This is a genomic window from Micromonospora sp. WMMD987, assembly GCF_029581435.1.
GTDB classification, from domain to species: domain Bacteria; phylum Actinomycetota; class Actinomycetes; order Mycobacteriales; family Micromonosporaceae; genus Micromonospora; species Micromonospora rifamycinica.
Map to the genome: position 1 here is coordinate 2,149,388 of NZ_CP120861.1, position 19,209 is coordinate 2,168,596.

At 75.3% G+C, this 19,209-nt stretch carries 17 protein-coding genes; 6 read left to right on the forward strand and 11 right to left on the reverse strand.

From position 1 onward, the window contains the following. Nucleotides 1-21 precede the first annotated feature (21 nt). Genes O7612_RS09465 through O7612_RS09475 form a run of 3 tightly spaced genes read left to right on the forward strand, consistent with a single transcriptional unit; the run spans nucleotide 22 to nucleotide 4,419 of the window. Complete coding sequence (locus tag O7612_RS09465; protein WP_282272312.1) at nucleotides 22-2,706, forward strand: FtsX-like permease family protein; 2,685 nt, start codon at nucleotides 22-24, stop codon at nucleotides 2,704-2,706. A 1-nt stretch (nucleotide 2,707) separates the two neighbouring features. Continuing rightward, the gene (locus O7612_RS09470; protein ID WP_282272314.1) at nucleotides 2,708-3,706 is read left to right on the forward strand and encodes an ABC transporter ATP-binding protein; all 999 of its coding nucleotides are present in this window, start codon (nucleotides 2,708-2,710) and stop codon (nucleotides 3,704-3,706) included. Then, nucleotides 3,703-4,419, forward strand: coding sequence for an ABC transporter ATP-binding protein (locus tag O7612_RS09475; protein ID WP_282272316.1), 717 nt, complete (start codon nucleotides 3,703-3,705; stop codon nucleotides 4,417-4,419). Before O7612_RS09470 ends, O7612_RS09475 begins: the two co-directional genes overlap by 4 nt. Before the next feature lie 76 nt (nucleotides 4,420-4,495). Here the strand turns inward: O7612_RS09475 and O7612_RS09480 are convergent, their stop codons facing one another. Next, entirely contained in the window at nucleotides 4,496-4,948 is a 453-nt protein-coding gene (locus O7612_RS09480) for a GNAT family N-acetyltransferase (protein ID WP_067307460.1), read from the reverse strand. 74 nt (nucleotides 4,949-5,022) lie between these two features. Between O7612_RS09480 and O7612_RS09485 the strand changes: the two genes are divergently transcribed. After that, a complete protein-coding gene (locus O7612_RS09485; protein WP_282272319.1) occupies nucleotides 5,023-5,520 on the forward strand; it encodes a potassium channel family protein in 498 nt (165 codons plus the stop codon). 24 nt (nucleotides 5,521-5,544) lie between these two features. Here O7612_RS09485 and O7612_RS09490 read toward each other — a convergent pair whose 3' ends face one another. Next, on the reverse strand, nucleotides 5,545-7,125 hold the full coding sequence (locus O7612_RS09490) for an alpha/beta hydrolase (RefSeq protein WP_282272321.1): 1,581 nt from the start codon (nucleotides 7,123-7,125) through the stop codon (nucleotides 5,545-5,547). A 32-nt stretch (nucleotides 7,126-7,157) separates the two neighbouring features. After that, nucleotides 7,158-8,273, reverse strand: a complete 1,116-nt coding sequence (locus tag O7612_RS09495; RefSeq protein WP_282272323.1) for an ATP-dependent DNA ligase — start codon at nucleotides 8,271-8,273, stop codon at nucleotides 7,158-7,160. Between the two features lie 272 nt (nucleotides 8,274-8,545). Here O7612_RS09495 and O7612_RS09500 point away from each other — a divergent pair, with 272 nt between their 5' ends. Then, complete coding sequence (locus tag O7612_RS09500) at nucleotides 8,546-8,968, forward strand: SRPBCC family protein (protein ID WP_282272325.1); 423 nt, start codon at nucleotides 8,546-8,548, stop codon at nucleotides 8,966-8,968. A gap of 126 nt (nucleotides 8,969-9,094) precedes the next feature. Continuing rightward, complete coding sequence (locus tag O7612_RS09505; RefSeq protein WP_282272327.1) at nucleotides 9,095-9,592, forward strand: DUF1990 domain-containing protein; 498 nt, start codon at nucleotides 9,095-9,097, stop codon at nucleotides 9,590-9,592. A gap of 113 nt (nucleotides 9,593-9,705) precedes the next feature. Here O7612_RS09505 and O7612_RS09510 read toward each other — a convergent pair whose 3' ends face one another. From O7612_RS09510 to O7612_RS09545, 8 genes are all read right to left on the reverse strand, one after another. After that, entirely contained in the window at nucleotides 9,706-10,626 is a 921-nt protein-coding gene (locus O7612_RS09510; RefSeq protein WP_282272329.1) for a DNA-3-methyladenine glycosylase 2 family protein, read from the reverse strand. Nucleotides 10,627-11,129: 503 nt separating this feature from the next. Next, on the reverse strand, nucleotides 11,130-11,798 hold the full coding sequence (locus tag O7612_RS09515) for a hypothetical protein (protein ID WP_282272331.1): 669 nt from the start codon (nucleotides 11,796-11,798) through the stop codon (nucleotides 11,130-11,132). A gap of 208 nt (nucleotides 11,799-12,006) precedes the next feature. After that, nucleotides 12,007-12,789 carry a zf-HC2 domain-containing protein gene (locus O7612_RS09520; RefSeq protein ID WP_282272333.1) on the reverse strand — a complete coding sequence of 261 codons (783 nt, stop codon included), beginning with the start codon at nucleotides 12,787-12,789 and terminating at the stop codon, nucleotides 12,007-12,009. Further along, nucleotides 12,786-13,490 (reverse strand): sigma-70 family RNA polymerase sigma factor, encoded by a 705-nt coding sequence (locus tag O7612_RS09525; protein ID WP_282272335.1) that lies wholly within the window; start codon nucleotides 13,488-13,490, stop codon nucleotides 12,786-12,788. Before O7612_RS09525 ends, O7612_RS09520 begins: the two co-directional genes overlap by 4 nt. Before the next feature lie 82 nt (nucleotides 13,491-13,572). Beyond that, a complete protein-coding gene (locus O7612_RS09530; protein WP_282272337.1) occupies nucleotides 13,573-14,430 on the reverse strand; it encodes a fused MFS/spermidine synthase in 858 nt (285 codons plus the stop codon). A 52-nt stretch (nucleotides 14,431-14,482) separates the two neighbouring features. Continuing rightward, the gene (locus O7612_RS09535; protein ID WP_282272339.1) at nucleotides 14,483-15,451 is read right to left on the reverse strand and encodes a hypothetical protein; all 969 of its coding nucleotides are present in this window, start codon (nucleotides 15,449-15,451) and stop codon (nucleotides 14,483-14,485) included. A gap of 133 nt (nucleotides 15,452-15,584) precedes the next feature. Then, nucleotides 15,585-18,059: an SMC family ATPase gene (locus tag O7612_RS09540; RefSeq protein ID WP_282272340.1), complete on the reverse strand. Its 2,475-nt coding sequence runs from the start codon at nucleotides 18,057-18,059 to the stop codon at nucleotides 15,585-15,587. Further along, nucleotides 18,059-19,207 (reverse strand): exonuclease SbcCD subunit D, encoded by a 1,149-nt coding sequence (locus O7612_RS09545; RefSeq protein ID WP_282272343.1) that lies wholly within the window; start codon nucleotides 19,205-19,207, stop codon nucleotides 18,059-18,061. Before O7612_RS09545 ends, O7612_RS09540 begins: the two co-directional genes overlap by 1 nt. Between the last annotated feature and the right edge of the window lie 2 nt (nucleotides 19,208-19,209).

A 19,209-nucleotide genomic window follows, 5' to 3' on the forward strand; every position in this document is an offset into this window, starting at 1 on the left:
GCGCCCGGGGGAGGACCAGCGATGAGCATCGGCGCCGTGATCCGCCGGGTACGCGCCCACCGGGGGCAGTTCCTGCTGCTGGCCGTGTTGACAGTGGTGATCGTCCTGCTGGTCGGCGGGGTGCCCAGGGTGGTCAACCGGCTGGCCGAGCAGGGGCTGCGGGAGCACCTCGCCGCCGAGCCCGCCGGTCGCCGCGACCTCACGTACACCGTTCCGCCCTTCCTCGGTGCTCCACCGGCGAGCAGCCAGGCGGGCCAGCTCGACGTGCTCCAGCAGCAGATGCCGGCCGACGTCCGGGCCGCCGTGGCGGACCGCTGGTACACCGCGCAGACCACCGCCGAGCAGGTCACCGGCCCCGACCTGACCCGGGGCGACCACCTGGTGGAGCTGGGCCTGCGCGCCATGCCCGGGATCGAGGCGACGGCCACCCTGGTCGACGGGCGCTGGCCGGACGGGTCGGCCGCCGGGGACGCCCCGGTGCAGGTCGTCCTGCCCGCCGACCTCGCCGCCCGGTTCCAGCTCCGGGTCGGCAGCCGGCTCCTGCTCGCCGCCCCCGACCCCGGGAAGCCGGCCGTCCCGCTGACCGTGGTGGGGCTGTTCCGTCCCGTCGACCCGGCCGACGGCAGCTGGGACGCCCTGCCCGCGGTGCTGCAGGTGATCGAGCCGGAGGGGGACGCCGAGCCGTTCGTCCTGGTCGGAGTGGTCGCCATCGGCGCGCTGGACCGGCTGGCCGCCGAGGGGCGGGCGGTGTCGTTCAGCTGGCGGTACCGGCTCGACGCGGCGGCCATCGACGTCCGGCGGATCGACCGGTTCGTCGACGGCGTGCAGCGGCTCGCCCGGGCCGACGCCTTCCCGCAGGTGACCCAGGGGATCGACGTTCCACTGCGCGCGTTCGACCGGGCGGTCGACTCGGCGCGGACCGTGCTCGCCGTCATCGCCGCCGGGGTGCTGGCCACCCTGGCCGGGCTGGTGGTGCTGGCCGCCGCGTCGGCCGTGCGCCGCCGCCGCACCGAGTTCGTGCTGATCCGCGCCCGGGGCGGCGGGGTCGGCACCGGCCTGCGGCGCAGCCTCGCCGAGTCGCTGCTGGTCGTCCCGCCCGCCGCCGGGCTCGGCTGGCTGCTCGGCACCCTGCTGCCCGGTACGCCGGGCGGCACCGGGCCGCTCGCCGTCGGCGCGACCGTCCTGGTCACCCTGGCGTTGCCGGTGGCGACGCTGGCCGTACCGTCCGGAGTGGTCGGGCGGCGGGACCTGGGCCGGCTGCGGCCGTCGGCCCGGCGGGCCACCACGGAGGCCGCGCTGGTGCTGCTGGCCGGGCTCGCGGTGGCGTTGCTGCGGCGGCGGGGCCTCACCCCGGGCGAGATCGACCCCCTGCTGGTGTCGGTGCCGGCGCTGGTCGCGGTGGCCGTCTCGGTGCTGGCGCTGCGGCTGTACCCGTGGCCGGTGCGGCTGGTCGGGCGGCTCGCCGCGCGTACCCGGGGCAGTGTGGCCTTCCTGGGCACGGCCCGTGCCGGCCGGGCGGCGGCGGCCACCCCGCTGGTCGTGGTGGTGCTCGCGGTCGCCACCGCCGCGTTCTGCGCCGTGGTCGCCACCGGCATCGAGAGCACCCGGGACGACGTCGCCACCCGGGCCGTGCCGGCGGACGCGCTGATCCGGGGGGACCGGCTCGCCCCCGACACCGGCCCGGCGCTGGAGCGGCTGCCCGGGGTCGGGGCGGTCGCCGGGCTGGCCGACGAGCCGGCGCAGCGGCTGGCCACCGACGCCGACGGCACCGACTCACGGCTGCGCGACACCAGCGTGCTGCTGGTCGACGGCCCCGGGTTGGACCGCACCGTGCGGGCCGCCGGCCGGGACGTCCCGGTGCCCGGCCCGCTGCGCGACGCCCGACCGGGCGCCGGTCCGCTGCCGGCGGTGGTCTCCCCGGCGGTCGCCGCCGACCTGTCGGCCGCCGGCCTGCGGTCCGCCTTCGTCACCGTGCAGGGCCAGCGGTACGAGTTCACGCCCGCCCGGACCGTCGCCGACTTCCCGCTGGCCCGACCGGACACCGAGCGGTACGTGGTGCTGCCCTGGCAGGCGCTGCCCGCACGGAACAGTCCACCGGTGCCCACCGGCTTCCTGCTGGCCGGCGACCGCCTCGACACCGGGCTGCTGCGTCAGGCCGGGGACGAGGGCCAACACCGCTACCAGAGCGGTGGCGCGGTGACCGGCCGGGAACGGCCCCGGAGCGTGGCGGTGGAGACCTGGTCGCAGACCCGGCTGCGGCTGGGCGGCGGCGGCGCGAACGGGCTGCTGGCGTTCGGGTTCACCGCCGGTGCGGTGGCCGGCGGGGTGCTGGCGCTGCTCGCCATCGCCTTCACCGTGCTGTCCGGGGCCCGCGCCCGGGGCGCGGTGCTGTCCCGGCTGCGCACCCTGGGCCTGTCCCGCCGGCAGTGGCGGGGACTGCTGCTGGTGGAGCTGGCCCCGCTGGTCGGGGTGTCGGTGCTGACCGGCGCGCTGGTCGGGGTGCTGCTGCCGGTGCTGCTCACCCCGCTGCTCGGGCTCGCCGCGTTCACCAGCGGCGCGGCGGTACGGGTGGGCTTCGCGCCCGGTCTGGTCGCCGCCACGGTCGGGCTCGGCGCGGTCGCGCTGGGCTTCGCCATGGCGGTGGAGGCCCTGAACAACCGTCGGATGCGCCTCGGCGAGGTGCTCCGGCTCGGAGAGGAGAGCTGAGATGACCACGACCGCGGAGAATCCCGTCGTGCCCGACCTGGCGGAGCTGCAGCGCCGGGCGGCCGAACGGGCGGCCGACCGGGCCGGTGGGCAGGACCGGCTGCGGGGGCACATCGTCTGCGACGGCCTGGTCCGGATCTTCAAGACCGAAGGGGTCGAGGTGGTCGCCCTCCAGGGGCTCGACCTGGTGATCGACCGCGGTGAACTGGTGGCGATCGTCGGGGCCTCCGGGTCGGGCAAGTCGACCCTGCTCAACATCCTCTCCGGGCTGGACACCCCCACCGCCGGGATCGCCCGGGTGGCCGACTACGACCTGCTGGCGCTCTCCGCCCGCCGTCGGTTGCGCTACCGGCGGCACACCGTCGGATTCGTCTGGCAGCAGACCGGCCGGAACCTGCTGCCGTACCTGACCGCCCGGGAGAACGTGGAGCTGCCGATGCGGCTGGCCCGGCGCGGCGGTGGCGGCCCGGCGCGGCGGCGACGGGCCGATGAGCTGCTGGAACTCGTCGGGGTGGGGAGCTGCGCGGACCGGCGTCCCGGCCAGCTCAGCGGCGGTGAGCAGCAGCGCTGCGCGGTGGCGGTGGCGGTGGCCAACGACCCGGAGGTGCTCTTCGCCGACGAGCCGACCGGTGAGCTGGACGAGGCGACCGGTGCCGAGGTCTTCGCGGCGCTGCGCACCATCAACGCCGAGCTGGGCGTGACCGTGGTGGTGGTCACCCACGACCACGCCGTCGCCGGCCAGGTCCGCCGGACCGTGGCGATCCGCGACGGCCGGACCGCCTCGGAGGTACGCCGGACCGCGCGGATCGGCGCCGACGGCAGCACCGAGCTGGTCAGCGAGGAGTACGCGGTGCTGGACCGGACCGGCCGGATGCAGCTACCGGCCTCCTTCGTGGCGGCCCTGTCGCTGCGGGACCGGGTCCGCCTCGACCTCGAACCGGACCACGTGCAGGTCCGCCCCGGCGACCGGACGCCGGCGCAGGAGGGGAGTGAGGTATGAGCGAGCGGGTCTCCGCTGTGCGGGCCGGGGCGGTCACCGACGAGGTGGTACGGGTCGAGGGGGTGAGCCGGACGTTCGGCCGGGGGCGGCGCGCGGTGCACGCCGTCCAGGAGGTCTCCTTCACCGCCGACCGGGGCGAACTGGTGGCGGTGCGGGGCCGTTCGGGTGCCGGCAAGACCACCCTGCTCAACCTGGTCGGCGGCCTGGACCGGCCGGACACCGGCCGGGTGCGGGTGGCCGGGCAGGACGTGACCGGTGCCGGGGAGGCCGAGCTGTTGCGGCTGCGCCGGGGCACCGTCGGCTTCGTGTTCCAGACCTTCGGGCTGGTGCCGATCCTGTCGGCGGCGGAGAACGTCGGGGTGCCGTTGCGGCTGGCCCGGGTTCCCGCGGCGGAACGCGAACAGCGGGTGGCGGTGCTGCTGGAACTGGTCGGCCTGGGCGGTCACGCCCGGCAGCGGCCGTACGAGCTGTCCGGTGGGCAGCAGCAGCGGGTCGCCGTGGCCCGCGCCCTGGCCAACGAACCCGACCTGCTGATCGCCGACGAGCCGACCGGCCAGCTCGACTCCGAGACCGGCCGGGCGATCATGGATCTGCTCCGTGCCGTGGTGCACGCCCGGGGGATGACCGCCCTGGTCGCCACGCACGATCCGGCCCTGATCGAGATGGCCGACCGGACGCTGACCCTGCGCGACGGCCGGCTGGTGGAAGGCTGACGGTCGGCCCGACCGCTCTGCCGTCACCGCCGGCCCGGCCGACCGGCCGGTGCCGCCGTCGGCCCGACCTGGGCGCTCAGAGGGTGAGCTTCATGCCCTCGTGGCTGGCCACGAAGCCGAGGCGCTGGTAGAAGCGGTGCGCCCCGGTGCGGGACTTGTCGGTGGTGAGCTGCACCAACCCGCAGCCCCGCCGACGGGCCTGGTCGACCACCCAGCTCATCATCGTCTCGCCCACCCCCTGACCGCGCAGGTCGGCACGGACCCGGACCGCCTCGACGAGCGCCCGTTCCGTGCCGTGCCGCCCCAGCCCGGGGATGTAGGTGACCTGGAGGCAGCCGACGACCTCACCGGCGCGCTCGGCCACCACCTGCTGGTTGCGCGGGTCGGCGGTGATGTCGGCGAAGGCCCGTTCGTACGCCTCGTCCACCTCCGGGTGCTCGCGTGTCCGGCCGAGCACGTCGTCGGCGAGCAGGGCGAGGATGGTGGGCAGGTCGGCCCGGACCGCCTCGCGGAGGATCACGTCGGTCATGGCCGGGAGCCTGTCACAGCGATCCCGGTCGATCGACGGGCGGAGGTGGCGGCCGGGGGGCAGCATGATGCGGCATGGAGCCGTTGTTGTTGCCCTTCCGGTGGGTCTACCGGGGCCTGGTGTACTTCGCCAACTCGCCCCGGACGCTGATCACCTCGTACCTGTTGATGATCGTGGTGGCCGGCGTGATCTACGGCCAGGTGGAGCACCGCAGCGCCGCCGACGCCGTCTGGTGGGCCGTGGTCACCGCCTCCACCGTCGGCTACGGCGACATCTCGCCGACCAGCTGGCAGGGACGTACCCTGGCCGCGTTGCTGATCTCCACCATGGTGCTGCTGGTCATCCCGCTGATCACCGCGCACTTCGCCAGCCGCCTCATCGTCGACGACGACGCCTTCGAGCACGTCGAGCAGGAGGAGCTGAAGAACGACGTCCGCCGGATGCGGGCACTGCTGGAGGAGCTGGCCGCCCGGCAGGGCATCGCGCTGCCGGAATTGCCACCCGCCCCGGCTCCGCCGGACCACGCGACCCTGGTCCGGCAACGGCTGCGCGGTCGTCGCAACCGCCGCTGACCGGCCGCCGCCGTTGTGTCCCGGTCAGCCGGCGGGGCAGCGCAGCCCTTCCCGGGGAACGGTCAGCGAGATCAGGTACGCGTCCACCGCCGCGGTGATGCAGCTCGTCTGCGGGTAGGCGGTGTGCCCCTCGCCCTCCCAGGTGAGCACCCGGCCGACCCCCAGCATGTCGGCCAACCGGGCGGTCTGCTCGTACGGGGTGGCCGGGTCGCCGGTGGTGCCCACCACCACGATCGGCGGTGCCCCGTCGGCCCGCCCGGTGGGGTACGGATCCCGTCCGCCCGGCCACTCGACGCAGCCGAACATCCCCACCGCCAGGGCCGGACCGAACAGCGGGTACTTCTGCCGCCACTGGGACTGCAGGTCGCGGATCTGCGCGACGGAGGGCTTCTCGGTCTCGTCGGCGCAGTTGACGGCCAGGTTGGCGTCGAAGAGGTTGGAGTAGCGTCCGTCCTCGCCCCGCCCGGCGTACGCGTCGGCGAGCTTGAACACGTCGGCCGGGTCGCCCTCGTCGAGCCGGTCGATCGCGCGGGCCAGTTCCTGCCAGCCCGATTCGGTGTAGAGCGAGGAGATCACCGCGTAGAAGACCCAGCCCGAGGTCGCCTCGCGCCCGTCGGCCCCGCGGACGGGGGAGACCTTCGCCTTGTCGATCGCCGCGGTCACCGCGCCCCGGGCGTCCGGGGCGATCGGACACCGCCCGGCGTTCGCCGCGCACCACCGGTCGAAGTTGTCGAAAGCCCGCTCGAAGCCCCGGGCCTGGCTCTCCGACCCGGCCACCAGCTGCTGCCGGGGGTCGACCGCGCCGTCGAGCACCAGCGCCCGGACCCGCTGCGGGTAGAGCTGGGCGTAGGTCGCACCGAGCAGGGTGCCGTAGGAGTAACCGAGGTAGGTGAGCTTGTCGTCGCCGACGGCGGCCCGGACCGCGTCCATGTCCCGGGCGGCCTGCTCGGTGCCGTAGAGCGGGAGCTGGTCGCCGTACCGGTCACCGCAGCCCCGGCCGATCCGCCGGTTGAGCGCCTGGTAGCCGTCGAACGACTGCTGGCTGCGCGGATCGGGGTCGTAGCCGAAGCTGGCGTCGAGGTCGGCGTCGGAGATGCACTTCACCGGGCTGGACCGGGACACCCCGCGCGGGTCGAAGCCGACGATGTCGAACCGGTCGGTGATCGCGGTGGGCAGCCCGCCGAAGGACGGCCCGAAGGACAGGTAGACGGCGGTGTCCACACCGGACCCGCCCGGTCCGCCCGGGTTGATGACCAGGGAGCCGACCCGGTCCCGCTGCTTGCCGGAGCGGACCCGCAGCAGCGCGATCTCGAAGGTCTCGCCGCTGCCCGGCCCGGCGGTCGCCCCCGTGCCGGTGCCCCAGTTGCGGGGCACGGTGATCCGGGCGCACTCGTAGCGCATGCCCGCAGCGCCCCGACCGACCAGGTCGTCGGCGACCTCGGGGCAGGCCCGCCAGGTGGGTCCGTCGCCGGGGGCCGAGGCCGCGGAGTCCTCGGCGCGCGGGGCGAACGCCGGCAGCGTGCATCCGGTGGCGAGCAGCGCGCCCGCGAGCAGCCCGGCCAGGGTGAGCCGGATCCGGCGGATCCGGTGGGCAGTGCGGGTCACCAGCGAGCCTCCATGATCGTGTGACAGCCAGGCTACGCCGGGGCGCCGGCCTCCGGCGGCACGGTCGCCGCCGGGTCGCCCCCGAGCACCTGGTCGACGTCGAACCGCACCGGGCGGTCGAGCTGGTCGTAGCGGCAGGAACGGGGATCGCGGTCGGGCCGCCAGCGGACGAACCGGGCGGTGTGCCGGAACCGGTCGCCCTCCATCGCGTCGTAGCCGACCTCCATCACCAGCTCGGGCCGCAGCGGCACCCAGTCGAGGTTCTTGGTGCCCGTCCAACGGCTGACCCCGCCGGGGATGCGCTGACCGCGTTCGTGGTCGCCGTGCACCCACGGATGAGCGTCGACACCCTCCCGGTAGGGGGCCAGCTCGTCGAGCAGCTCCTGCCGGCGGGCCATGGTGAACGAGGCGCTCACCCCGACGTGGTGCAGCACCCCGGCGTCGTCGTACAGGCCGAGCAGCAGCGAACCGACCACCGGCCCCGACTTGTGCCAGCGGAAACCGGCCACCACCACGTCGGCGGTACGGGCGTGCTTGACCTTGGCCATCAGTCGCTTGCCCGGCTGGTAGGGCAGGTCGGCCGGCTTGACGATCAACCCGTCCAGCCCGGCGCCCTCGAACACCTCGAACCAGCGGCGGGCGGTCTCGGCGTCGGTGGTGACCTGGGTGACGTGCACCGGCGGCCGGACCCCGGCCAACGCCCGCACCAGGCGTTCCCGGCGGGCCGGGTAGGGCTGGTCGACCAGCAGCTCGTCGCCGAGGGCGAGCAGGTCGAAGGCGACGAAGTCGGCCGGGGTCGTCTCGGCGAGCAGGGCCACCCGGGAGGCGGCCGGATGGATCCGCTGGGCGAGCTGTTCGAAGTCGAGCCGGGGCTGACCACCCGGCCCGTCGCGCCGGATCACGATCAACTCGCCGTCGACCGCGCACCGCTCGGGCAGCTGCGCCCGGACCTGCGCCACCACCTCGGGAAAATACCGGGTCATCGACTTGCCGCCCCGGCTGGCCAGCTCGACCTCGTCGCCGTCGCGGAACACGATGCAGCGGAAACCGTCCCACTTGGGCTCGTAGGTCAGGCCGGGGTCGGTGGGCAGGCGGGCCACGCTCCTGGCCAACATCGGCTCGACCGGTGGGTTGATCGGCAGGTCCACGGCGACCAGTCAACCAGACGCCACCGACAGTGGTGAGCCAGATCACCACCGCCCCCGACCGGCGTGTCCCGTTCCGGTCCGGTCGTCCCCCGGCCACCGCAGCCCCTTGCGGTCCCCGTCGGGCCGCTGTGTCGTCGGGCCGGGAGCTTCGCGGGCCGGGAGCGTCCCCGTCGGGACGACGACGCAAGGGTGGACCGGTCACGATCGCTGCGGCAGCCTCGTCATGACCCGGGCGGTGCGGCGCGCGCCGCCGGTGGAGCCACGGAGGCGGCATGCGGTTCGAGACCACGACCGAGATCGACGCGGACATCGACACGGTCTGGGCGGTGCAGACCGACGTCGAGCGCTGGCCGGAGTGGAACGCCTCGGTGCGGACCGCCGGCCGGGGCGAGGCCGGGCCGCTGGCGCTCGGCGCGACCGCCCGGCTGGAGCAGCCCCGGCTCCGTCCGACGTACTGGCAGGTCACCGAGTTCGACCCGCCCCGCTGTTTCGTCTGGGAGTCCACCGCGCCCGGGGTACGCAGCCGGGGCGAGCACCGGATCGTGCCGTTGCCCGACGGTCGGGTCCGGGTGGAGCTGGTCCTGGTGCTCACCGGTCCGCTGGCCATGCTGACCGGCTGGCTCGGTGGTCGGCTGGTACGCCGCTACCTACGGCTGGAGGCTGACGGGCTCCGGCAGCGCTGCGAGGCCGGCTGAGCCGCTGCCGGGCCGGGCCGCCCGGCATCGGTGGCTGGCCGGGGTCACCGCCCGGCACCGGCCGCCGGCCGGGTCGCCGCCGGGCATCGACGGCCCTAGGCTGGGGGCGACCCCCAGGGAGGTGGGATGTCCGAGTTGACGTACCCCGAGGTGGGCGCGACCCGACGTGGGCCGCTGCCGGCGGGCTACCACCACCTGCGACACACCGTCCCGATGCCGCCCGGCCGGTTCCTGGTCGCCGCCGAGGCCGTGTTGAGCTGGCGGCTGCACCGGGCGGCCGGGGTTCGGATGCGCACCGACGCGCTGCGGGCCGCCCCCGGCGTGCGGGTCACCCCCGGGCTCGGGGTGGGACCGCTGCGGGTGTGGGGGCCGTGCGAGGTGGTCTGGACGGTCGAGGGCGACCGGGAGGCCGGCTTCGGCTACGGCACCCTGCCCGGCCACCCGGAACGCGGCGAGGAGGCGTTCCTGGTCCGGTGCGACGCCGAGGGCGGGGTCAGCTTCGAGGTCACCGCGTTCAGCCGGCCGGACCGCTGGTACCTGGCCGCTGCCGGCCCGGCCGGTCGCGCCGTCCAGCAGGGGTACGCCCGCTGGCTGGCCCGCACCCTGCGCCGGCTCTGCCGGTGACCCGCCGTCGGCCTCGCCGGTAGTCATCCGGACCGGCGCCCTCGCTGACCGCCCGGGGGCCGGCTCCGCCGGTGGCCGTACCGGGCCGGCTCCGCCGGTGGGGGAGACCCGGGTCAGAACCGGGCGAAGGAGCGGACCGGCATCCGGGGACCGAACCGGGGTGCCTGGATCCCGGCGGCGGCCAGCAGCAGGCAGACCCGGCCCCGGTGCCCCCGGAACGGGGCGAGCAGGGCGAGCATCCGGGCGTCGTCGCCCCGGGCCTCCCCGGCGAGCGCCCAGGCCACCGTGTTCGGCACGTGGTAGTCGCCGACGCTGACCGCGTCCGGGTCGCCGTACCCGATCCGGACCACCTCCGCGGCGGTCCACGGGCCGATGCCGGGGATCGCGGTGAGCCGTCGGGTCGCCTCGGCGCTGTCGGCGCAGCGTTCCAGCCGGTCGGCCAGGGCGGCCGCCCGGCGCAGCGTGTCGGCCCGGCGCTGTTCCACCCCGAACCGGTGGAACACCCAGTACGGCGTCGCCGCCACGGTGGCCGCGTCGGGCGGCAGCAGCAGCGGCCCGAACGGTCCGGGGGCGGGCTCGGCGAAGTGTCGTACGGTCGCCGCGTACGCCCGGTAGGCCTCCTGGCCGGTGACCTTCTGTTCGAACACCGCCCGGAGCACCCGGGGGAAGAGCTGCCCGGTGGCGGGCATCCGTAGTCCCCGGTGCCGGGCGGCCACCTCGGCCACCACCGGATGCGCGGCGGCCAGCTCGGCGAACCCGGTCAGGTCGTCGCGCAGACCGGCGACCGCGTCGGCCCGTTCGACCACCCAGTCGGCGCCCGGCCCGTGGCCCTCGGCGATCAGCTCCCCGCCCTCGGGGCGCAGGGTCAGGGTGGCTGCTCCGGCAGGGGTGCGGGTGGCCCACCAGAAGGTGCCGGCGGCGATCCGGGCACACGGGTCGTACGGGCTGAAGGTGAGCGCCCGGACGGAGGCGGTGAGCCGGTAGTCGGCCGGCGGTCGCAGCACCCGGCGTGCCGCCGGTTCGTCCCAGGTCACCCCGACACTGTGCCATGCCCCGGGCCGGCACCGGCCCTGCCCCGGCCGGCGTCCGCTGCCCGCCGGGACGCGCGGGGCGTGCGACCGGGACACGGCCGGGCGTGCGGAGCAGGACACGGCCGGGGCATGCCGACCGGGGCGTGCCGACCGGGACATGGCCGGGCGTGCCGACCGGGGCGGGAACGGACGACACCGCCGACGCCCTGCACGTCGGCGGTGTCTCCGTCCCGGGGCGGACCGGTCGCCCGAGCGACCGTTGGGTGCGAGGTTGGGGGGACCTTCGGTGCCGCGCCCGCTGGCGTGTGGCGCGGCACCGCCCTCGTCCGCTCCGGGGGCTGGTGGGGAGGTTCCGGCGGGTGGTGCCGCGACGCCGACCGGTGGGGCCGGCGTCGCGGCCGGACCGTAGGGACGTTGCCGGTACGTCGACGGTCCCGATTCATGACGGTGGCCGGTCACGCCCTCCCCGACTGCGACCGGCCACCGTGTCCTGGCTGACTACTGGGTCAGTAGGTGTAGTCCCCGCCGCCACTCGAGTCACCGGCCGCCGGCGGGGCGACCGCCTTCGGGGTGCCGGTCGGCAGGCAGGTCAGGTTCTTCTTGCCGTTCGGGTCCACCACGAACCAGGTGCCACCGACGCCCTGGCCCTTCCACTGGCCGGCCTTCTTGTCGCCGATGTAGCGGTAGACCGGCCAGCCACCGATGGTGATCTGGCGGGTGCCGTCCTGGCGGGTGACGGTGCCGACCTTGTCGTCGGAGACGCCCTGGAGCTGCGGGTTGCCGTCGGTCAGCGCGGGCGGCCAGACCTGCGCGCACTTGTCGACGCAGTTCGACGACGGCGGATCGTCGGAGTCCTTGTCGAAGCGGTAGAGGATGAAGCCCTCCTGGTCCACCACGACCTTGCCCATCCGGGCGATCTTCTTCCCGACGAGCTGGTCGGTCAACTGGACGTTGGCCGGCGGTGGCGCCTGGTCGGCGGCGGGGGCACCCGAGGCGCCGGGTGCGCCGGGCGAGGCCGAGGTCTCCGGCTCGACCGACGCGGTGGGCTCGGCCGCGGCGACGGCGACCGGCTCGGCGACGCTGGAGTTCGCTCCGTCGTAGCCTGCGGGAGCGCAGGCCGTAAGTGCGACCACCGCGCTCGCGACGATGACGGTCGTCCGCTTGATCTTTGCCACGTGCCCTCCTCATTCTTGGCGGTTCACCGAGTAGTACGGAGCGTCCACTGTCAAGGTTGAACAATCGACAGTGGGCCATTTCACATTTGACTCGTTGAACCGTTCCGGCGGGCCGTACGTATGCGCCAGCAGAGGCGACCCCCGGGCCGGAAACGCGAAACGGCGTCCCACCCGGACCGGGTGGGACGCCGTTTCGGCGGTCGACGACTCAGGGGACGACGGTGACCAGTGGGCTCGCCACCCCGTTGGCGTCCACCGACTGCACCTGCAACTTCGCGATCTCACCCCGGGGCGCCGAGGTGGACGCCTCCAGCTGGAGATTCTGCGGGTTGGCGGTGGTGCCGTACCCCGTCCCCGGCACCGCCCAGGTCGACACCACCTCGGTGGTGTCGTTCTTCCGGATCACCACCAGCCGGCAGGTACGTGGACCGGGCAGCCGGGTCAGGTTGAACCCGATCCAGGTGCCGTACTCCTTGCTGTCCAGCCACATGGTGGCCTTCACCCCGGTGCTGCCGTCGGTGGCGTCGAACTGGTCGCCCTCGATCTCGGTGCCACCCACCGCCGGCCCCGTCCGGGTCGGCTGCGGGCTCGCCGGCCCGTCCACCGGCGCGGAGCGGCTCGGCTCGGCGATTACCGGGCCGTCGCCGCCGCCCGTACCGCCGAAGGTGGCCACCCCGACACCGCTGAGCGCGCCGACCGCCACCACCGCGGCGGCCATCGACAGCACCTGCCGGAACCGCGCCTTGCGCCGGTGGGTGCGGACCGCGACCAGGGTACGGTCCAGCAGCCGCGGATCCGTCGCGGTCTGCTCCATCGCCATCATCGTCTCGCCGTCGATGTCGGAGAGCAGCCCCACCACCGGGACCATCGTCTCCAACTCGGCGGCGCAGGCCCAGCAGGTCGCGAGGTGTTCCTCGAACCGTTCGGTGTCCTGCACGTCCAGGACGCCGAGCGCGTACGCGGCGACATCCATGTGGTCGGCCCGGCTCATTCCGTCACCCCCCTCTCCTGTAGGGCCGTGCGCAGTGCGCGCAGCGCGTAGTAGACCCGCGACTTGGCGGTGCCCAGCGGCAGGCCCAGCTCCTCGGCCGCCTCCGGCACCGTCCGGCCGCGGAAGTACGTCGCCACCAGGATCTCCCGGTGCGACTGGCTCAACGTGCGCAGGGCGTCCGCCACCGTCATCGTGCGCAGCACCCGGTCGGTGCTGTCCGCCTCGGCGAACGCCGTCAGATCCCGGTCGTACGTCTCCGGCGGGCGGGCCTGCTCGCTGCGGTGCTCGTCGATGGCGATCCGCCGGGCCACCGTGACCAGCCAGGGGCGCAACGAACCCTGACCCTGCACCCCCAGCCGGTGTGCGTTGCGCCAGGCCCGCAGCAGCGTCTCCTGGACGATGTCCTCGGCGCGTTGCCGGTCACCACCGGTCAACCGCATCACGAACATCAGCAACGGGCCGGCGTGCTCCGCGTAGAGCAGCCGGACCAGCTGGTCGGAGTGGCTCGCCTCCGGCGTCGTGGCCGGAGCCTGGTGCCGTCCGGGCGCCGGTCGCGGAGTCACCGGGCCATTCTGGCGATCGGTGGGACCGGCGTCGACCCCCCGGCTGGACCTCGAGGCACGTGACTGCGGCTGCGCCCGGGCGAACATCCACCCTGGCCTGACCACTTCTCCGTGCAAGCCGGCCGCGACCGCACTCATCCAGACCTCCTGCTGTCCACCGACATCAGCGGGCCCACGGGGAGGGCGCCGACCGTTGATACGGACCGCTCTTCCCTGCGGATCAACGGCGGACCGAAAAAATTCCGGGCGGGGGCGGCGTCGAGCCGGTGGCGTCCGCGTCGGTGACCACCGCGGCACCGGCCACGAACCGGTCCAGCTCGTCGCCGGCCAGCACCCGGCCCGGGAACCAGTCCCCGGCCGCCCGCCGGGTCAGCTCCGGCACCGGAGGCTCGCCTCGCCCCGCCACCAGCACCAGGTTGCCGTGCCGCCGCCCGCGCAGCACCGCCGCGTCGCCGACCAGCACGGCCCGGGGGAGCACCGATCGGACGGTCGCCACCTGGGCACGGGTGTGCCGCAGCGGCGGCCCGTCGGCCAGGTTGGCCAGGTACCAGCCGGTGGGGGCGAGCACCCGGGCCACCTGCCCGGCGTACTCCGCGCTGGTCAGGTGCGCGGGGGTACGCGCACCGGCGAAGACGTCGGCGACCACCACGTCGTACCCGGCGTCCCGGCTCGACTCCAGGGTGACGCGGGCGTCGGCGACCCGCACCCGCAGCAGGGGGTCGGCCGGCCAGGGCAGTTCCCGGCGGACCAGCTCCACCAGCGCGCCGTCCACCTCGACGACCCGTTGCGTCGACCCCGGCCGGGTGGCCTGGACGTACCGGGGCAGGGTCAGCGCGCCACCGCCCAGGTGCAGCACCCGCAGGGGAGCGCCGGGTGGGGCGATCAGGTCCAGCGCCGCGCCGAGCCGCCGGACGTACTCGAACTCCAGGTGCGTCGGGTCGGCCAGATCGACGTGTGACTGCGGGGCGTCGTCGAGCAGCAGCGTCCAGGAACGGGGCCGGTCCGGATCCGGCACCAGCTCGGCGCGGCCGGTGTCCACCGGCACCACGATCCGGTCGTCGCCACGGCGGCGGCCCATCAGCGGCCTCCCCGGTGACCGTGACCCGACAACTCCGCACGATCATGACGCATCAGCGGTGTACCCCGCTGCTCCGGGTGGCCATGGTCAACGCCCGGTGCAACAGCCGCGCGTCGCCCAGCAACCCGCGCAGCCGCCGCTCCAACCCGGCGATCGGCACCAGGTTCTGTGGCGCCCGCGGATCCTTGTACGGCGAGGAGGCGAACCGCGGCAGGGTGACCAGGGACAGGTCGGCCAACGCGATCGCGTCCTGCGGCGGCAGGTCGGGCGAGCACTCCAGCCGGACGATGCCGGCCCACGGGGAGCCCGCCGCCACCGGCAGCCGCAGGTACCACGACCAGCCACCCCAACTGGTGCCCAGCCGGAACACCGGGGACCGCTGCCCGGAACCCAGGCCGGTGACCACGGCGGTGAGCCGGGCGTCGAGGTACTGGCTGTGCTGGGTCTTGATGTACCCCAGGGTGCGCGGCAACTGCCGGCGGGCGCGCAGCGGACCGTCCACCACCAGCAGGTCCCCGTCGGTGCGGACCGCGTCGGAGACGGCCACCTCCAACGCGGTCAGCGGGGCCTGCACCGCCGCCGGCAGCTTGCTCAGCTCACCGGTGCCGCCGACCCGGTGCACCGGGTAGCGCACCTGCCCGCACCGCACCTCCTGCGCCGACGGGCTGGCGGTGAACAGGCCCCGGCCCACCCGCGCCCCGGCCAGCTCCGCCGCGCCGCGTTCCAGGTCGCAGCGGACCACCCCGGCCGCATACGAGGCGGCGATCCCCGGGTACGAGGCACCGTCCTCCTCGGCCGTCCACACGCTGGCGTCGATCCGGCGCACCCCGTCGACGAGCAGCACCACGTCCGGGGCGGTCAGCCCGGGGCGCGGACCGATCGCCCGCCAGTCCGTCGCCGGCAGCTCCACCTCGGCGTCGACCTGGGTGCTGCTCGGTGCCGCCGGCCCGCCCGGGGTCGCCTCGAACGACGCCCCGTAGGACGGATCCCAGGCGTCCACGAAGAGCTGCGGCCCGGTCACGTCACCGCCCCGCTCACTGGTCGGTCCGTTCGTTCGCGAACTGCGGGGCTCCGCTGCGCTGCACTCCTCGCGCTCACTGGTCCGATCGTTCGTTCGCGAACTGCGGGGCTCCGCTGCGCTGCACTCCTCGCGCTCACCGGCCGGTCCGTTCGATGTGGGCCGTGCGGGCGTCCTTGCGGACCTCGAAGCGCACCGGGATCCGTTCGGCCAGCGCCGGCACGTGGGTGACCACGCCGACCATCCGGTCACCCCGGGCGGCCAGGCTCTCCAGGGTCGCGGCGACGATGTCCAGGGTCGCCGCGTCGAGGGTGCCGAACCCCTCGTCCAACACGATCGACTCCAGGCTGGCCGCCGTGGTGGACATCCCGGCGAGCTGCTCGGACAGGGCCAGCGCCAGGGCCAGCGACGCCTGGAAGGTCTCCCCGCCGGACAGCGTCCGCACCCCCCGGCGCAGCCCCGCGTCGTGGTGGTCGACGACGAAGAACTCGCCCTTGTCGTGGACCAGGTCGTACTGCCCCTGGGACAGCTCCCGCAGGATCCGGGAAGCCCCGTCGACCAGCAGGTCCAGCGCCTCGGCCAGCAGCCACCGCTCGAAGTTGTTGGCCCGCAGGTGCCCGGCCAGCGCCCGTGCGGTACGCGCCTGCCGCTCGTGTTCGGCGTGCTGTTCCCGGAGCTGGTGCGCCTGCGCACGGCGTTCGGTGATCCGCCGCAGGTCGGCCTCGGCCCGCTCGGCGGCCACCGCGACCGCCTGCGCCGGGTCGTCGGCGGGGCGTAGCCCGGCGGCGTCGAGCAGGGCACCGAGGCGTTCCTCGACCGCCTCGGCGGCCGACTGCGCCGCGTGCACCGCGTCGACCAGCCCGTCCCGGTCGGCCCGTCGTCGCCCGGCCTGCGCGCTGGCCCAGTCGACCAGGGTCGTCCACGCGGCGGCCACGTCGTCCCGGTCGGCGGCCGGCGGAGCGAACCGGGCCAGCCCGTCCCGGGCGCTGTCGAAGTCCCGCCAGGCGGCCCGCAGCCGCTCCTCGGCGGCGTCCGCCGCACCCCGGGCCCGGCGGGCGGCGTCCCGGCCGCCACGTACCGCCGCCGCCGCCTCGTCCAGCGCCTGCCGCAGCCGGGCGTGCTCGGCGAGCTGTCCGCGTAGCGTCGCCGGGGTGGCCGCCCCGGTGAGCTGTCCGGCCAGCTCGGTGAGCCGGCCCCGCAGCTGGTCGTGCTCGGCCCGGATCCGGACCAGCGCCCGCTCCCGCTCGCGGGCCGCCGCGTCCCGCTCGTCGACCAGCGCCTGGGCGGCCCTGCTGGCCGCGCGGGCCGCCTTGCCGGCGGCGGTCGCCGCGGCCACCGCCGAGCCGGCCGGCACCGCCGGCACCCGGGGCACCGGCTGCTCGCAGACCGGGCAGGTCGCGCCGTCGACCAGGTGCGCCCGCAAGGCGACCGCCTGGTCGGTGGCCTTGGCCTCCTCGTGCGCCCGGAACGCCGCCTCCAGCTCGGCCTCGGCCCGCACCGCCGCCTCCCGGGCCGCGCCGAGCGCCGCCACCGCCCGGTCGTGGTCGGTCTGCGCCGCCTCCAGCGCCGCCCGGACGGTGTCCGCCTCGCCGGTCAACCGCTCCGCGTCGGCGTGCGCCCGCAGCAGCAGCCGCAGCGCGCTCTCGTCACCCGCGCCGGCCAGCTCGCCGCGGAGCTTCTCCTCCCGCTCCTCGGCCAGCGCCACCGCGCGGCCCGCCCCGTCGACCGCCTCCCGGGCGGTGCTCACCGCGCGGGCCACCTCGGCCACCCCGGCCGGTGCGCGCACCCCGGCCAGCCCGGCCAGGTCGGCGTCGAGCGCGGCCAGCGTCGCCGTGGCCTCGCGCGCCGCCGCCCGGGCCCGGTCCCGCTCCGGTACGGCCGCCGCGACCGCCCCGGACAGCTCCCGGATCCGGTCGACCCGGGCGGACGCGGCGGCCAGCGTCGCGTCGTCGACGTCGGTCAGCCCGTCGAGCACCCGGGCGACCGCCGTCAGCTTCGCCTCGGCCTGCCCGGCCCGCTCGGTGGCCCGCTTCTGCACGTCCTCGTAGACCCCGAGGCCGAGCAGGTTGACCAGGATCTGCTGCCGGGTGGCCGGCTTGGCGTGCAGGAAGTCCGCGAACTGACCCTGCGGCAGCACCACGCAGGAGGTGAACTGCTCGTACGGCAGCCCGACCGCCTCCAGCACGGCACCGTCCATCTCGGCCGGTGTGCCGGCGAGCACCTCGCCCAGGTCCTCCGGGCTGAGCCCGGTGTCCAGCTTGGTGATGTCGAACCCGGGCGGCATCAGCTGCAACCCCGCGTTGGCGGTCTTGACCGCGCCCCGGCCGTCCCGGCGGACCACCCGGGTCGCCACGTACCGGTCGCCGGCCGACTCGAAGACCAGCCGGACCCGGGCCTCCACCGCCGAGGGGGCGAGCGCGTTGGCCAGCCCCCGGGTACCGCCCCAGCGGGGTACCGAGCCGTAGAGGACGAAGCAGATCGCGTCCAGCACCGTCGACTTGCCCGAGCCGGTCGGCCCGACCAGGGCGAAGAAGTCGGCGTCGGTGAAGTCGACGGTGGTCTCGTCGCGGAAGACGGTGAAGCCGGCCAGGTCCAGCCGCATCGGTCGCATCAGCGCTCCACCTCCTCCAGCAGCTCGTCGAAGAGGTCGCGGACCCCGTCGTCGTCGTGGCCCCGGCTGCCCAGGTAGTCGGCGAACAGCTCGCGGGGGGAGCGGCCGGCCCGCTGGGCGACCCGGGTGCCACTGCCCGGGGCCGGCAGCAGTTCCGGGTCGATCCGGATCTCCAGTGCGCGGGGGAACAGCTCCTGCACCTCCTCCCGCAGGCCGGCCCGGGGCTGCTCGCGGACGAACACCCGCAGCCAGCCCTCCGGCGGGGTCGCCTCGGCGAGCTGGGCGAGGGTGCCGCGGACCGTGCGCAGCGGCACCGCCGCCGACACCGGAACCTCCCGGATCCGGGCGGCGGAGTGCGCGCCCACCTCGACCAGGGTCACCGAGCAGACGTTCTCCTGCTCGCCGAAATCGACCGCGAGCGGGCTGCCGCTGTAACGCACCGGGCAGGGGCCGATCACCCGCTGCGAGCGGTGCAGGTGGCCGAGGGCCACGTAGTGCGCGGTGCCCGGGAAGACCGACGCGGGCACCGCGTACCCGAGGACGGTGTGCGCGTCCCGTTCACCGCCGCCGGTGCTCGCGCCGACCACGGTGAGATGGGCGGTGACCAGGTGCACCCGGTCCGGCTCGGTGAAGCCCTCGGTCAGCTTCGCCAGCACCCGGCCGAGGTGGTCGGCGTACGTCTGGGTGGCCTCGGCGGCGGTCAGCTCGTACATCTCCACCGCGCGGACGGCGTACCGCTGGGAGAGGAAGGGCAGCGCGGCGAGCTGCCACCGCTCACCCCCGGCGGTCACCCCGTCGATGACGTGCTCGGCCGGGTTCTCCCGGACCCCGCCGCGCAGGGTGATGCCGGCCGCCTCCGCCCAGGGACGCAGCGCGTCGAGGGCCTGGCCGTTGTCGTGGTTGCCGCCGATCGCCACCACGTCGGCCCCGGTCCGCCGCAGCGCGGTCAGCGCCCGGGTGACCAGCCGGGTCGCCTCGGGGCCGGGGGCGGCGGTGTCGTAGAGGTCACCGGCGACGATGACCAGGTCGGGGCGTTCGGCGTGGGCGATCTCGATCACCCCGGCGAGCACCTGCTTGTGCTCCTCGGCCCGGGACTGTCCCTTGAGTACCTTGCCGACGTGCCAGTCGGAGGTGTGCAGGATCTTCATGG

Coding starts and splice junctions, on each gene's coding strand:
- O7612_RS09465 (WP_282272312.1), top strand. CDS start 22: ATGAGCATCGGCGCCGTGATCCGCCGGGTACGCGCCCACCGGGGGCAG.
- O7612_RS09470 (WP_282272314.1), top strand. CDS start 2,708: ATGACCACGACCGCGGAGAATCCCGTCGTGCCCGACCTGGCGGAGCTG.
- O7612_RS09475 (WP_282272316.1), top strand. CDS start 3,703: ATGAGCGAGCGGGTCTCCGCTGTGCGGGCCGGGGCGGTCACCGACGAG.
- O7612_RS09480 (WP_067307460.1), bottom strand. CDS start 4,948: ATGACCGACGTGATCCTCCGCGAGGCGGTCCGGGCCGACCTGCCCACC.
- O7612_RS09485 (WP_282272319.1), top strand. CDS start 5,023: ATGGAGCCGTTGTTGTTGCCCTTCCGGTGGGTCTACCGGGGCCTGGTG.
- O7612_RS09500 (WP_282272325.1), top strand. CDS start 8,546: ATGCGGTTCGAGACCACGACCGAGATCGACGCGGACATCGACACGGTC.
- O7612_RS09505 (WP_282272327.1), top strand. CDS start 9,095: ATGTCCGAGTTGACGTACCCCGAGGTGGGCGCGACCCGACGTGGGCCG.
- O7612_RS09520 (WP_282272333.1), bottom strand. CDS start 12,789: ATGAGCCGGGCCGACCACATGGATGTCGCCGCGTACGCGCTCGGCGTC.
- O7612_RS09525 (WP_282272335.1), bottom strand. CDS start 13,490: ATGAGTGCGGTCGCGGCCGGCTTGCACGGAGAAGTGGTCAGGCCAGGG.
- O7612_RS09530 (WP_282272337.1), bottom strand. CDS start 14,430: ATGGGCCGCCGCCGTGGCGACGACCGGATCGTGGTGCCGGTGGACACC.
- O7612_RS09540 (WP_282272340.1), bottom strand. CDS start 18,059: ATGCGACCGATGCGGCTGGACCTGGCCGGCTTCACCGTCTTCCGCGAC.
- O7612_RS09545 (WP_282272343.1), bottom strand. CDS start 19,207: ATGAAGATCCTGCACACCTCCGACTGGCACGTCGGCAAGGTACTCAAG.